We start from the raw sequence: 13,380 nt of genomic DNA, 5'->3' as shown, positions 1-13,380 counted from the left end.
TCATTTCCAATCCGGTGTCTCACCCAGGCGCTCAACGATAAAGTCGATAAAGCACCGCACTTTTGACGACACGATGCGCTTGGGCGGGTAGACAAACCACACGGAAAACGCCCGTTCAGTGCTTTGGATACGCCACTCAGGCAGCCAGACCACCAGGTCGCCCGCGTCAATACTGCGGGCCACCAACCAGTCCGGCAGCAAGGCGAAGCCCAAGCCCTGGCGTACGGCAAGCAACTGCGCGTCCAGGTCATTGATGCGGATGCAACCGCCATATGCCAGCGGTGCAACCTGGTTGGCGCGCGTAAACGTCATGTCGCCCATGGCGTGCGTACCCACTATCGCCGGCAACGCCGCCAAATCTGCCGGGGTGGCCGCAGGCGGGTGGAGCTCACAAAACGCCGGGCTGACGACCACGTGGTATTGGCCGTCGCACAGTTTGCGCGCTTTCAACGTCGAGTCAGCCAACGCGCCAATCCGGATCGCCAGATCGACACCGGCATGGATCAGGTTCACCTGGGTGTTATCCAGGACCAGTTCAACCGTGATCTCTGGGTAGCGCAGCAGGAAGTCGTTCAAGGCCGGGAGAATATGGTGGCGGGCAAACGCTGGCGGCAGGTTGAGTTTCAATAAGCCACGGGGATGCAGGTTCAACGCAGACGTGGCGGCCTTGGCTTGCTCAAGTTCGTCCAGCACGCGACGGGCATGCATCAGAAAGGTTTGGCCGCCTTCGGTCAAATGCAGCGTACGGGTCGAACGATTGAACAGCGCGATACCCAGATCCTGCTCAAGGTCCTTCACGTAGCGCGAAACCGTGGACGCCTTGATACCGAGCCGCTCGGCGGCGCGGGAGAAATTATTGCCTTCGGCAGCTTCGACGAAAGCGGTGAGGGCGGTGAAGTAGTCCAAGGGAGAATCTCCACGGCTCAATGTATAAGGAGTTGCGCCTTGAGCCGTTACCGCGACTTGGGCAGGTGCTCGAACAGCGTGGAGCACACACCATGGATGTGTTCTTCAATCAGCTTGACCGCCAATTCCACATCCCTCGCCTGGCAGGCTTTGACGATGGCGCGATGCTCGGCATCGGCGGTCGCCTTGCCGTCGGACAGCACGATTTGCATGCGCAGATAACGCTCGATCTTGTCGTGGATCGAGCGGATCAGGTTGAACATGAACGGCCGCTGCGCCGCTTCATAAATGCACGCGTGAAACGCCCAATTCATCTCCGCCCAACGGCCCGCATCTTCGCCCGTCAGGAAGTCATCGAGGATGGCATAAGCGCGGGTGAAATGTTCTTCGGTGAGATTGGGAACGGCGTAGCGGGTGATTTCCACCTCCAGCAGCACCCGCACCTCAAAAATCTGCGCAAGTTTCGCTTCACTGATGCGTGTGACCATCGCGCCGCGATTGCGCTGGAACTCGACCAGACCTTCTGCCTCCAGGCGTTTGAGGGCCTCGCGCACCGGGATCTTGCTGACGTTGAAGGACTTGGCAATGTCGTCCTGACGAATCGGATCGTCCTCGGCAATTTCGCCCGAGATGATCGCGTTTCGCAGGTATTTTGCGATGACTTCCGAAGTCGAGGGGGCTACACCGAGGTTAGGGGCGTTGGACAGGGATAGTGACACGGTGGCTCTCCTGAGCAGGCGACGACGTATATGTTATACGAATGTTTGCAGGCGCCGCTATTGCTCCTGCACAGCGCCATCGGTGAAGTGACCGTTAACCAGCCGCTGAATGTTCAACGGGTTGGCGTTCTTGAGTGCATCCGGCAGGGCGAAGTCCGGGAAGTTCTGAAAGCAGACCGGGCGCAGGAACCGCTCGATTGCCAGTGTGCCCACCGAGGTCCCGCGTGCATCGGAGGTGGCGGGGTAGGGGCCGCCATGGACCATGGTGTCGGTGACTTCCACACCCGTGGGGTAGCCGTTGACGAGCAGGCGGCCAGCCTTGGTTTGCAGCAGCGTGACCAGGGGCAAAAAGTCCTGAATGTCTTCGGGTTCGGCCAGCAGCGTGACAGTCAATTGGCCTTGCAGGTTGTCCAGTGCTTCAAATAGACGTTCGGTGCTGGAGGCGGTTACCACAATGCTCGCAGGCCCAAAGACTTCCTCTTGCAAGGCTTCTTCCCCGCCGATCAACAACTCTTCATCGGCACTGAACAATTGCGGCTCGGCAAGGGCGGTTTGGGCGCGTCCGCACAGATGCGTTACGCCAAAGCTTTTGTGCAGACGCTCCACACCCGCGCGATAGCTGGCGAAGGTGCCTGCGTTGAGCATCGCCTGCGCCGGTTTTTGCGCCATGTGCAACGTGAGCGCCGCCGTCAGTTCGGAGAACGCCGGGCTGGCCAGGCCGATGATCAAGCCCGGGTTGGTGCAGAACTGCCCGCAGCCCAGCACCACCGAGTTGGCCAACTCTTCGGCAATCTTCTGGCCACGCAACCGGGCTGCGCGCGGCAAGATGATGACCGGGTTGATGCTCGACATCTCGGCGAACACCGGGATCGGTTCGGGCCGCGCCGCAGCCATGTCACACAGCGCGCGGCCCCCTTTGAGCGAGCCGGTAAAACCAACCGCCTTGATCGCCGGGTGTTTGACCAACTGCGCGCCGACGCCACCGCCATAAATCATGCTGAACACACCGGCAGGCAGGGCGAGTTTTTCGACGGCGCGGCTGATGGCTGCGGCGATCACCTCGCTGGTGCCCATATGGCCGCTGTGTGCCTTGAACACCACCGGGCAACCGGCGGCCAGTGCCGAAGCGGTGTCGCCGCCAGCGGTGGAGAACGCGAGCGGGAAGTTGCTCGCACCAAACACCGCTACCGGGCCCAGGCCGATTTTGAGTTGACGCAGATCGGGGCGTGGCGCGGGCTGGCGCTGCGGCAAGGCGGTGTCGATGCGCGCGCCATAAAAGTCGCCACGGCGAAGCACGGTCGCAAACAGCCTCAGTTGATGCGTCACCCGCCCGCGTTCGCCCTGAATACGAGCGGAGGGCAGGGCGGTTTCGCTGCACACCAATTCAATGAAGGCTGGGCCCAGGGCATCGATTTCCTGCGCAATGGCGTCGAGGAAGTCAGCCCGCAGGGTACTGGAGGTGTCGCGAAACGCCTGCGCAGCGTTTTGCGCCGCCACGCAGGCTGCGTGCACTTCAGCCTCGGTGGCCTGGAAGAACGTGTAGGGCAGGGCTTCCCCGGTGCTTGCGTTATAGCTCAGCAAAGAAGTGCTTCCCAGCGCACTGCGCTGACCGGCAATAAAGTTGTGACCGAGGATGTTCATGGCTGGAGCTCCGGGCGCAGTGACGGAAAGTGATTCAAAGTATTTCGTATACCATATAGCACGCCTTATTTTTCTGTCGACGGTTTTGTGTGCTTACCTGCAATTACACGAAACCGCCCGAATTTGGGTCGTTCACGGCTTTTGCGCTCCATTTCGTAACACCCTGGCGCAACCCGGAAATGTTTGATCGTGCAGGAAACCCGATCCAGAGCGGTGTGCCAGTGATTTGAAATCACGGCATGCTTAATGCTTATACCGTATACGAAATCCCAACCACGTAACGTTCCGAGGTTTTCCGTGAATAAATCCGCCTTAACGATCGCTTTGCTGGGCTGCCTTACCGCTGGTTTCATGAGTGCCGCCCAGGCTGACAAGCTCGATGACATTATTGATTCCGGCAAACTGCGTTGCGCCGTCACCCTCGACTTCCCACCGATGGGCATGCGTGACGAGTCCAATAATCCGGTGGGCTTTGACGTTGACTACTGCAATGACCTGGCAAAAGTACTGGGTGTAACCGCAGAGATCGTCGAAACGCCGTTCCCCGACCGTATTCCGGCACTGGTGTCCAACCGCGCGGACATCATTGTGGCGTCCACCTCCGACACTCTGGAGCGCGCAAAAACAGTGGCAATGACTATTCCGTACTTCGTGTTCTCCGTGCAGGTGATGACCCACGAAGGCACCAACATCACTAAATTCGAAGACCTCAAGGGCCACACACTGGCGGCTACCACCGGTTCCTATGAAGCCAACGCCCTGGGCAAAACCCTCAAGGAGTGGGGCACCGGAACGGTGCAAACCTACCAGTCGCAGAACGACACCCTGTTGGCCGTTTCCCAGGGCCACGTCGACGCAACCATTGTGACCAGTGCCGTGGGCGCCTCGGCGATCAAGTCTGGCAAATATAAAGGCTTGAAGCTGGCCGGTAATGCGCCGTACACCCCCGACTATGTGTCGCTGGCGGTCAAGCGCAGCGAGCTTGGCCTGCGCGATTACCTGAACCTGTTCATCAACCAGCAAGTGCGCAGCGGCCGTTATGCCGAGCTGTACAAGAAGTGGCTGGGTGGCGAACCGCAATCCCTCACCGTACCGGGTGTGTACTACTAAGCTTTGCGTGCACACGTGAACCTGAACGCCCGCTGATGCGGGCGTTTTTGTTGGGGGGCATGGTTACTGCACAGGCACGTAACGCTGCATTTTGGGGAGCGCATCAAAAAAATGTTCCCGAATGTAGCAGCGTGCAGATCGATGTTTGGCGAGCCCACCGGACTGCATTTGCGCGTGACCCCTTGCAGGGCGGGGCCTGGCTCTATTTTGGCGGCGCGACACAATAAGTGGCACTGCTATTGCTTTGTATAACGTATACGAAATCTGATAAGCCTGATTCAGTCTGATGAGGTGCCCTTGATGCTCGATTACACCTTCCACTGGAGGAGCGCCTTTAACGCGCTGCCCGACATGTTAGCGGGGGCCTGGGTCACGATGCAGACGGCCGTGCTGGCGATGGTGCTGGGCATGCTGCTGGCGTTTTTGCTGACGGCCATGCGCACTATGAAGAACCCGATGCTGCGTGGTTTTGCGCAAGGGTGGGTGTCTGTCGCACGCAATACGCCGTCGCTGTTTCAGATCTACATCCTGTATTTCGGCCTGGGCTCTTTCAACATTCAGGTCAGCTCATGGGCCGCGTTGGTGTTTGGTATCACGTTCAACAACGCGGGGTACCTGGCCGAAATCTTTCGCGGCGGCCTTAAAGCCATCCCGCACACCCAGGTGCGCGCTGCGCGCTCGCTGGGCATGAGTGCCTTCCAGGCCTATCGCCTGATTGTGGTACCGCAACTGTTACGTGTGGTGTTTCACCCCTTGAGTAACCAGATGGTCTGGTCGGTGTTGATGACCTCGGCCGGCGTGGTGGTGGGCCTCAACAACGACCTCACGGGCGTCACCCAGGAACTGAACGTGCGCACGTTCAGAACGTTCGAGTTCTTCGCCATGGCGGCAGCGCTCTATTACCTCATCGCCAAAGCCATCGTGGTCGGTGCCCGCATCGTCGGCTGGCGCTTGTTCCGTTATTAAGGGTGCACACATGTTCAACACAAGCTTGACGCAAAACGACCTGTTGTACCTGCTGCAAGGTGCCTGGACCACCCTCGAGCTGACCTTTGCGGCCATTGCCGTGGGCACGCTGGTGGGGGTGATCTTCGGTTGGCTGCGCGCCATGGCGCCGCGCACCACCTTGCCGCTGGCGCTGATCCTGGATGTGTTCAAAAGCGTGCCGCTGCTGATTCAGTTCGTGCTGTTCAACTCGATGAAAAGCATGGTCGGCCTCAACTGGAGCGTGTTCACCATCGGCTGCCTGGTGCTGGGCATCTACGCGGCCGCGTACTGCACCGAGATCGTCCGCGCCGGCATCCTGGCCGTGCCGCCAAACGTGCGCCGCGCCAGCCGCTCGCTGGGCATGAGCTACTGGCAGGATTTGCGCTACATCGTGATGCCGCTGGCCAGCCGCGTGGCGTTTCCGGGGTGGTTGAACTTGCTGCTGAGTTTGATGAAAGACACCTCGCTGGTCATGTGGATCGGCATCGTCGAATTGCTTCGCGCCTCCCAAAGCATCGTGACCCGCATTCAGGAGCCACTGCTGGTGCTCTGCATCGTGGGCCTCATTTACTACGTCATGAGCTGGGTGATTTCCCGTATGGGCGCACAGCTGGAAAAAAGGTGGCAGGAAAATGATTGAGATCAGCAACGTTCATAAATCCTTTGGCGACCTTGAAGTGGTCAAAGGCGTCAGCTTGACGGTGCAGAAGGGTGAGGTGGTGTCCATTATCGGTGGCTCAGGCTCGGGCAAATCCACCTTGCTGATGTGCATCAACGGCCTGGAGCCCATCCACAAAGGCAGCATCCGCGTGGACGGCATCGAGGTGCACGACAAGCGCACCGACCTGAACAAGCTGCGGCAAAAGGTGGGCATCGTATTCCAGCAGTGGAACGCCTTCCCGCACCTGACTGTGCTGGAAAACGTGATGCTGGCGCCGCGCAAGGTGCTGGGCCTCGGCAAGGCCGAAGCCGAGGCGATTGCGGTGCAGCAGTTGCGCCATGTGGGCCTGGGCGAGAAGCTCAAGGTGTTCCCCGGCAAGCTGTCGGGCGGCCAGCAACAACGCATGGCCATTGCCCGCGCCCTGGCCATGTCGCCCGACTACATGTTGTTTGACGAAGCCACTTCGGCCCTGGACCCACAGCTCGTGGGCGAGGTGCTGGACACCATGCGCATGCTGGCCGAAGACGGCATGACCATGGTGCTGGTGACCCACGAGATTCGCTTTGCGCGGGATGTTTCCGACCGCGTGGCGTTCTTTCGCAACGGCATCGTGCATGAGATCGGTACGCCGGAGCAGGTGATCGGCAACCCGCAAAAGCCCGAGACGATCGAGTTCCTCAAGTCTGTGGTGTAAGCCCATGCAACGGGCCGGTTAGCCGGCCTGTTTGACGCGGGATTACGCCTGAAATCAACCGTATACCATATCCAATAATCCCTTTAACCCAGCACTGCATCCTGTAGGAGCGCACATGAGCAACAACATTTTTTCTGGCTGCATGCCAGCCCTGATGACCCCTTGCACCGCGGACCGTCAGCCGGATTTTGACGCACTGGTGGCCAAAGCCCGCGAGCTGATCGAAATCGGCATGAGTGCCGTCGTTTACTGCGGTTCCATGGGCGACTGGCCGCTGCTCACCGAAGCCCAGCGTCAGGAAGGCGTTGCGCGCCTGGTGGCGGCAGGCATCCCGACCATTGTCGGCACCGGGGCGGTGAACTCGCGTGAAGCGGTTGCGCACGCGGCGCATGCGGCGAAAGTGGGCGCGAGCGGGTTGATGGTCATTCCACGCGTATTGTCGCGCGGTGCCTCGGCCTCCGCGCAGAAAGCCCATTTCGCGGCTATTTTGAATGCAGCGCCACAGTTGCCGGCCGTGATTTACAACAGCCCGTACTACGGCTTTGCCACGCGTGCCGACTTGTTCTTCGAATTGCGTCGCGAGTTCCCGAACCTCATCGGCTTCAAGGAGTTCGGCGGCGCGGCAGACCTGCGCTACGCGGCGGAATTCATCACCTCCAAAGATGACGCGGTCACTCTGATGGTGGGCGTGGATACCCAAGTGGTGCACGGTTTCGTCAACTGCAACGCCACCGGCGCCATCACCGGCATCGGCAATGCCTTGCCGCGTGAAGTGCTGCACCTGGTGCAACTGAGCAAGGCTGCGGCCAAAGGCGATGCCAAGGCACGCCAGCAGGCCAAAGAGCTGGAAGCGGCGTTGGCGGTATTGTCTTCGTTCGATGAGGGCACCGATCTTGTGCTGTATTACAAGTACCTGATGGTGCTCAACGGCGATCTGGAATACACCTTGCACTTCTACGACACCGACGTGCTGAGCGACTCGCAGCGCCGTTACGCCGAAACCCAGTTCGCCTTGTTCCGCGCGTGGTACGCGCAGTGGGCCAGCGCCTAAAGCGGGCAGGGCGGTGCATCGGCGCCGCCCCAACGCACCCTTTACCCAGCCAGCTGAATCGAGAGGGAAACATCCCGTGAGATCGACAAAAATTGTGCACGTTGTAGGCTGCCACGCCGAAGGCGAAGTGGGCGATGTGATCGTCGGCGGTGTCATGCCGCCGCCGGGCGATACCCTGTGGGAACAGTCGCGGTTTATCGAGCGCGACAATGTGCTGCGCAATTTCGTGCTTAACGAACCGCGCGGCGGCGTATTCCGCCACGTCAACTTGCTGGTGCCAGCCAAAGACCCGCGCGCGCAAATGGGCTTCATCATCATGGAACCGGCCGACGTGCCGCCCATGTCCGGTTCCAACTCGCTGTGCGTGGCCACCGTGCTGCTGGACAGCGGCATTGTGCCGATGGTGGAGCCCATCACCCGTTTAGTGCTTGAAGCACCGGGCGGTGTCATTGAAGCCACCGCGCATTGCCGCGACGGCAAAGTGCAACGGGTGGAAGTGAAAAACCATCCCTCGTTCGCCGACAAACTAAACGCGTGGATCGAAGTGGAAGGGTTGGGCTCGATCCAGGTCGACACGGCCTACGGCGGTGACAGCTTTGCCATTTGCGACGCCACCCAGCTGGGTTTTGCACTCACCAGCGACGAGGCGGCGGACCTTGTTGCCACAGGCCTCAAGATCACCAAGGCGGCCAACGAGCAGTTGGGTTTCACCCACCCGCTGAACAAAGATTGGAACCACATTTCGTTCTGCCAGATCGCCGCGCCGCTCTCGCGTGAAAGCGGCGTGGCCAGTGCGGCAAACGCGGTGGTCATCCGCCCGGGCAAAATCGACCGCTCACCTTGCGGCACCGGCTGCTCGGCGCGCATGGCGGTGCTGCATGCCAAAGGCCAACTGGCGGTGGGCGAAGCGTTTATTGGCCGCTCCATCATTGGATCGGAATTCCACTGTCGCATCGACAGCACCACCGACCTGGCAGGCCGCCCAGCCATCGTGCCGATCATTTCCGGCCGCGCGTGGATTACCGGTACCGCTCAACTGATGCTGGACCCAAGCGACCCTTACCCCGAGGGTTATCAGCTTTCCGATACCTGGCCACGCGGCCTGGTGCTGTGAGGAGGGCGTATGCCTATCGTAAAAATCGAGTTGTTTGCCGGGCGTAGCGACGAACAAAAAGCCCGGTTGGCCAAGGCGATTACCCAGCAGTTCGTTGAGCAACTGGCGTCCAGGCCGGATGAGGTGATCGTGCTGTTCCAGGACGTGCCTCCCACGGACTGGTTTGTCGCCGGGCGATCACTGGGCACGCCCGTGGTGGATTAATACGCTGCACGCGAGGTCCATGCCCGTTGGGTGACGGGCAAACAGTGCCCGTCACCCGATGCCGATACGAGAAACGGGTTTTGTGCAAATGAGACCTTGGGTGAGTGGCATTGGACAGCGTTAGTAAAATACCGCCTGACACATAATTTAACATAATATACATTATGCGTAATATTGCGTTACATAATCAGGGGCAGTCCCCGTCAGATTTCAACAGGCAAAACCCCTTCAATGTCAGACCTGAGCAAACCCGCCATCAACAAACATTTCGCTGCCGTTTATGAAGCTGCTCTCATCCGATGCGAGAAACAACGCTGCAGCAGCAACTTCTTCCGGCTGGCCGATGCGCCCCAGTGGAACCTGCCCAGCCATCTCGGTGATGATTGCATCTTTCTGGCCGGTACCTGAAAGCGCCAAATCCAGGCCTGGTGTTGCGATCGGTCCGGGCGACAGTACGTTGATACGAATGCCGGTGCCTTTCAGATCTAGCGCCCAGCTTCTGGCGAAATTACGCAATGCCGCCTTGGTGGCGCTGTACACGCTGAACGCTGGCGTGCCCATGGTGGCGGTCGTCGAGCCCGTGAGGATCACCGAGCCGCCGCTGTGCATCAGTGGCAGCGCTTTTTGCACGGTAAACAGTGTGCCTTTCACGTTGATGCCAAAGGTGCGATCAAACGATGCTTCGGTAATTGAACCGATCGGCTGGAAGTCGCCAAGCCCTGCGTTAGCGAACAGGATGTCGATCCGGCCCTTGTCGGCTGCAACGCGTGCGTAGATACGATCAAGGTCGTCCAGGCTGGAAATGTCACCCTGAATGGCGATGGCTCCAGCGCCGATCAGTAACAGTGCCTTGTCCAGTTCCTCTTGCCGGCGCCCAACGATAACCACCTGTGCGCCTTCCGCCGCAAAACGTATGGCGGCGGCCAGGCCGATACCGCTGTTGCCGCCTGTGATTACTGCAATCTTTGCGTTTAGCCTGCTCATGAGGGTTGCCTCGTAAAAGTTGAGGCCCGACTGTAGATCTGCGGTTTCTATTTGAATAGTATGCACCTTTTAGTAAGTACCTGATCTGACGAGTAAACCATGGCCAATAACAGTTTCAATTGCGGGCTCGAAGCCGCCCTGGCAGTCATTGGCGGCAAGTGGAAGCCGCTGGTCCTTTTCCATTTGGCACAAGATGTTCACCGGTATGGTGAGCTCCGGCGTGCAATTGGCAGCGTGACCGATAAGGTGCTGATTCAGCAGCTCAAAGAGCTGGAACGCGATGAAATCATTTCGCGCAATGACTTTCAGGAGATACCGCCGAAGGTTGAATATTCGCTGACACCTTTCGGCCGTTCCCTGGCCATGGCACTGGGCGCGCTTTGTTCTTGGGGCACCGAACATCGGCAGACAGTCGAGCGAATCCGCGACCGGCGTACACCCACCCTCGCCCCGAACTGAATCGATTAATATGCAAATATATTATAACTAAACTAAACAATCATTTAGTTTAGTTATATATGGTGGTCTCAAACCTTGAGCTGGATCGAAGGCAGCACCCTGGCGCCCCTCGCCTGTTTAACAGCTTTTCACAACCGTCCAGGACCTGCCTGTGAGTATCATCCCGGCAGTCTTTAACGTTGTTGAAGGAGCGAGCCATGTCAGTTGCAAGCGTGGGGCAAAATGCGGTGCCGCAACAAGGCGGTAGCGGCTCGGTATTCGATGCGGCACTCAACAGCGCCTGGAAAAACGAATGGACGCGCCGCGAGGAAGCTCGCGACCAGGCCACGGCGTCGGGCAATGAGGCTCTGGCGCAACACTTTCAGAACGAACTGGACGTGCTGAAACTGATGATGCCTGAGGGCGTGCCGAGCGGTGCAATGCCAACCCCGGTGCGTGCCAGCGAATCGCCGCCGGCGAAAAGCTCGGTGACGGACGCCTCCCCCACTCCTGACACCTTGCCTGCGGCCTCCTCCCCCGGTTCCGCAGAGCGCCCCAAGGATGCGCCTGCAGGCAACACGTTGAACTTCACCAACGAACGCGATACGCCGATGACGATCGTGTTCACCGCCAATGCCAACCAGGCGGCTATTCCTTCCATCACACTCAAGCCCGGCGAATCGCTGGCGCAAGCCTTCCCCGAAGGCTGGTCCGGCAACTTCCGTTCGACCACGGGAGATGGCGCCAACGCCACGCTCGGTGAAGTCGCTTTCAATGGTGGCGCGGACGGTAAGCAGACGTTCTACGACGTCAGCTATATCGAAGGTAACAACGCCCGCATGACCATCGAGCCGAGCGCGGGTGGCCCGGTGTCCGGCACGCTGAAAGACATCGTGAGCGGCGCCCCGGACAGCATCAAGGCGCGGGATGAACACGGTAACGTCTACGGCCTGAAGAAAACCACGAACGCCGAAGTGATCAACGATTCGGTGGTCAGCTACTACCGCTCAGCGGTGGGCGACGGTCAGGGCTATGTCGTGCCAAAAGACGACGCGAGTACGCTGGGCTCACAGTCGAACCATCTCAACGTGCGCCTTGCTTGACCGGTATCAGAGCCGGCTCTTGAGGCCGGTTTTTTCTTTTGTTACCCCGTTACATCCGGGTGTCTGTGTTGAAACGCAGGCTGAAAATGTAGGGGCTGTGTAACGGCCACCTTGTACACCCGCAAGCCACTCTCTAAGCTGGCCGCTCTTTCGCCGTACCCCGGAATATCCATGTCTCGAAGTATCGCCCACCTCGCCTTGCTGCTGGGGTTGATCACCGCCATCGGCCCGTTCGCCATCGACAGCTACCTGCCCGCCTTGCCGACCCTCGGCGCCAGCCTGCAGGCCTCGCCTGCCGCCGTTCAGATGAGCCTGACGGTGTTCTTCATGATCATCGGCGTGTGCCAGCTGTTCTACGGCCCGATCAGTGATGTCTTCGGGCGCAAACCGCCGATATATGCGGGCCTGGTGATTTTTGCCGTGGCCAGCATTGGCTGTGCGCTGGCACCGACCATCGAGGTGTTGATCGGCTTTCGTGCCCTGCAAGCATTTGGTGCATGTGCCGGAATGGTGATTCCCCGGGCGATTGTGCGCGATCTGTACACCGGCCATGAAGCCGCCCGCCTGATGGCATTGCTGATGCTGGTGATGAGTGTGTCGCCCATCCTGGCGCCTCTGGCCGGCAGTGTGCTGATCTCTATCTGGAGCTGGCGCGAAGTGTTCGCTGCACTGGCGATTGTGTCGGTGTTGTGCCTGGTGATGACCGCCGTGCAACTGCCGGAAACCCATCCTGCCGAGCGCCGTCTGGGCAAAACGATCGGCTCGGCGATCCTCAGCTATGGCGGGTTATTGCGCGACCCGGTATTCATCGGCTTAGCGGTGGTCAGCGGGTTTGGCCTGGCGACATTCTTCGTGTTTATTGGCAGCGCACCGTTCGTGTACATCGAATATTTCGGCCTGACACCCACCCAATTCAGCCTGTGTTTTGCCTTGAACGCCGCGTCGTTTTTCACCATGAACCAACTGACTGCGCGCCTGAGCCGGCGGTTTGGCCTGGCTCCTGTCATTCGCTGGTCCGTGATCGCCACGGCAACGGTCATGGCGGTGCTGGGCGCGACCACGTTCTGGGGCAACAACTTGATCGTGATGATGACGCTGCTGTTTATCGGCTTCGGTTGTCTCGGTTTGTTGTTGCCCGCGGTGGGTGTGCTGTCCCTGGAGGACCATGGCGCCGTGGCAGGTTCCGCATCGGCCCTGTTGGGCGCCATTCAGATGATCACGGCCGCGTTGTCCATGAGCCTTGTCGGTGTGTTTGCCGACCACACTCCCGCGCCGATGCTGGTCGGCATTGCGTTGTGCGCAGTGGCCGCAATGCTCGTCAGTCTGTGGACCCTGCATCGGCTGTCGACTCATCCCGCAAGTGCACCGCCCTCCTACTGAGCACTGCCCAATTATTGTTTTGGCTGATGTCCGTTATCGGCAGGAATCCGTTCTGGCCCGATGCCGGGCTCAATAGAATGGCAACCACAGTCACGCCATTGCTCAAAGGTGCTGGAGGTTGCCATGCGTTACTTGCTTATTGCGGTGCTGAGCCTGTTCAGCACCTTCGCTGCCGCTCAGGGCGCCCCCGACCCTGGGGCTAATACCCCTGCCCGCCAGGCCGATGATTACACCGAAGACCTCGACATTGCCAAGGCCGTGCGCAATAACCAGGCTGCGACGACCGCCTGCGGGCCGGTCAAGGGCCATGTGGTCTACGTTGACAGCCAGGGCGTACGCCACGAGCTGGATTACGTACGAGTCGGCGACCCCTGCTCGCACAGCTGAC

Annotated in this window: 15 protein-coding genes; 11 read left to right on the top strand and 4 right to left on the bottom strand. The window is 59.6% G+C overall.

All coding sequences use genetic code 11. The annotated features are described in order from the left end of the window. Genes AB4P94_RS22050 through AB4P94_RS22040 form a run of 3 tightly spaced genes read right to left on the bottom strand, consistent with a single transcriptional unit; the run spans position 1 to position 3,266 of the window. A complete protein-coding gene (locus AB4P94_RS22050) occupies positions 1-906 on the bottom strand; it encodes a LysR family transcriptional regulator (protein WP_395607439.1) in 906 nt (301 codons plus the stop codon). Positions 907-953: 47 nt separating this feature from the next. After that, entirely contained in the window at positions 954-1,625 is a 672-nt protein-coding gene (locus AB4P94_RS22045) for a GntR family transcriptional regulator (protein WP_395607438.1), read from the bottom strand. 57 nt (positions 1,626-1,682) lie between these two features. Beyond that, complete coding sequence (locus tag AB4P94_RS22040; RefSeq protein ID WP_395607437.1) at positions 1,683-3,266, bottom strand: aldehyde dehydrogenase (NADP(+)); 1,584 nt, start codon at positions 3,264-3,266, stop codon at positions 1,683-1,685. 297 nt (positions 3,267-3,563) lie between these two features. On the opposite strand from AB4P94_RS22040, the gene AB4P94_RS22035 reads away from it, so the two are divergent. From AB4P94_RS22035 to AB4P94_RS22005, 7 genes are all read left to right on the top strand, one after another. Then, positions 3,564-4,376, top strand: a complete 813-nt coding sequence (locus tag AB4P94_RS22035; RefSeq protein WP_395607436.1) for a transporter substrate-binding domain-containing protein — start codon at positions 3,564-3,566, stop codon at positions 4,374-4,376. A gap of 300 nt (positions 4,377-4,676) precedes the next feature. Next, positions 4,677-5,342, top strand: a complete 666-nt coding sequence (locus AB4P94_RS22030; protein ID WP_395607435.1) for an amino acid ABC transporter permease — start codon at positions 4,677-4,679, stop codon at positions 5,340-5,342. 10 nt (positions 5,343-5,352) lie between these two features. Further along, positions 5,353-6,003: an amino acid ABC transporter permease gene (locus AB4P94_RS22025; RefSeq protein WP_395607434.1), complete on the top strand. Its 651-nt coding sequence runs from the start codon at positions 5,353-5,355 to the stop codon at positions 6,001-6,003. Beyond that, on the top strand, positions 5,996-6,718 hold the full coding sequence (locus tag AB4P94_RS22020) for an amino acid ABC transporter ATP-binding protein (RefSeq protein ID WP_395607433.1): 723 nt from the start codon (positions 5,996-5,998) through the stop codon (positions 6,716-6,718). Before AB4P94_RS22025 ends, AB4P94_RS22020 begins: the two co-directional genes overlap by 8 nt. Positions 6,719-6,833: 115 nt before the next feature. Next, entirely contained in the window at positions 6,834-7,769 is a 936-nt protein-coding gene (locus AB4P94_RS22015; protein WP_395607432.1) for a dihydrodipicolinate synthase family protein, read from the top strand. A 76-nt stretch (positions 7,770-7,845) separates the two neighbouring features. Next, the gene (locus AB4P94_RS22010; RefSeq protein WP_395607431.1) at positions 7,846-8,883 is read left to right on the top strand and encodes a proline racemase family protein; all 1,038 of its coding nucleotides are present in this window, start codon (positions 7,846-7,848) and stop codon (positions 8,881-8,883) included. 9 nt (positions 8,884-8,892) lie between these two features. After that, positions 8,893-9,087, top strand: a complete 195-nt coding sequence (locus AB4P94_RS22005) for a 4-oxalocrotonate tautomerase family protein (protein WP_395607430.1) — start codon at positions 8,893-8,895, stop codon at positions 9,085-9,087. 234 nt (positions 9,088-9,321) lie between these two features. Here the strand turns inward: AB4P94_RS22005 and AB4P94_RS22000 are convergent, their stop codons facing one another. After that, on the bottom strand, positions 9,322-10,071 hold the full coding sequence (locus AB4P94_RS22000; protein WP_395611374.1) for an SDR family oxidoreductase: 750 nt from the start codon (positions 10,069-10,071) through the stop codon (positions 9,322-9,324). A 99-nt stretch (positions 10,072-10,170) separates the two neighbouring features. Here AB4P94_RS22000 and AB4P94_RS21995 point away from each other — a divergent pair, with 99 nt between their 5' ends. From AB4P94_RS21995 to AB4P94_RS21980, 4 genes are all read left to right on the top strand, one after another. Further along, a complete protein-coding gene (locus AB4P94_RS21995; RefSeq protein ID WP_395607429.1) occupies positions 10,171-10,530 on the top strand; it encodes a winged helix-turn-helix transcriptional regulator in 360 nt (119 codons plus the stop codon). A 197-nt stretch (positions 10,531-10,727) separates the two neighbouring features. Next, positions 10,728-11,612 (top strand): hypothetical protein, encoded by an 885-nt coding sequence (locus AB4P94_RS21990; protein ID WP_395607428.1) that lies wholly within the window; start codon positions 10,728-10,730, stop codon positions 11,610-11,612. Between the two features lie 171 nt (positions 11,613-11,783). Continuing rightward, entirely contained in the window at positions 11,784-12,992 is a 1,209-nt protein-coding gene (locus AB4P94_RS21985) for a multidrug effflux MFS transporter (protein WP_395607427.1), read from the top strand. A gap of 123 nt (positions 12,993-13,115) precedes the next feature. After that, the gene (locus AB4P94_RS21980; protein WP_395607426.1) at positions 13,116-13,379 is read left to right on the top strand and encodes a DUF2790 domain-containing protein; all 264 of its coding nucleotides are present in this window, start codon (positions 13,116-13,118) and stop codon (positions 13,377-13,379) included. Position 13,380: the final 1 nt, after the last annotated feature.

The organism is Pseudomonas sp. B22129 (assembly GCF_044218875.1).
Classification (GTDB): Bacteria; Pseudomonadota; Gammaproteobacteria; order Pseudomonadales; family Pseudomonadaceae; genus Aquipseudomonas.
The sequence above is the reverse complement of the archived record's forward strand: the minus strand, read 5'-3'. Positions and strand labels throughout refer to the sequence as shown.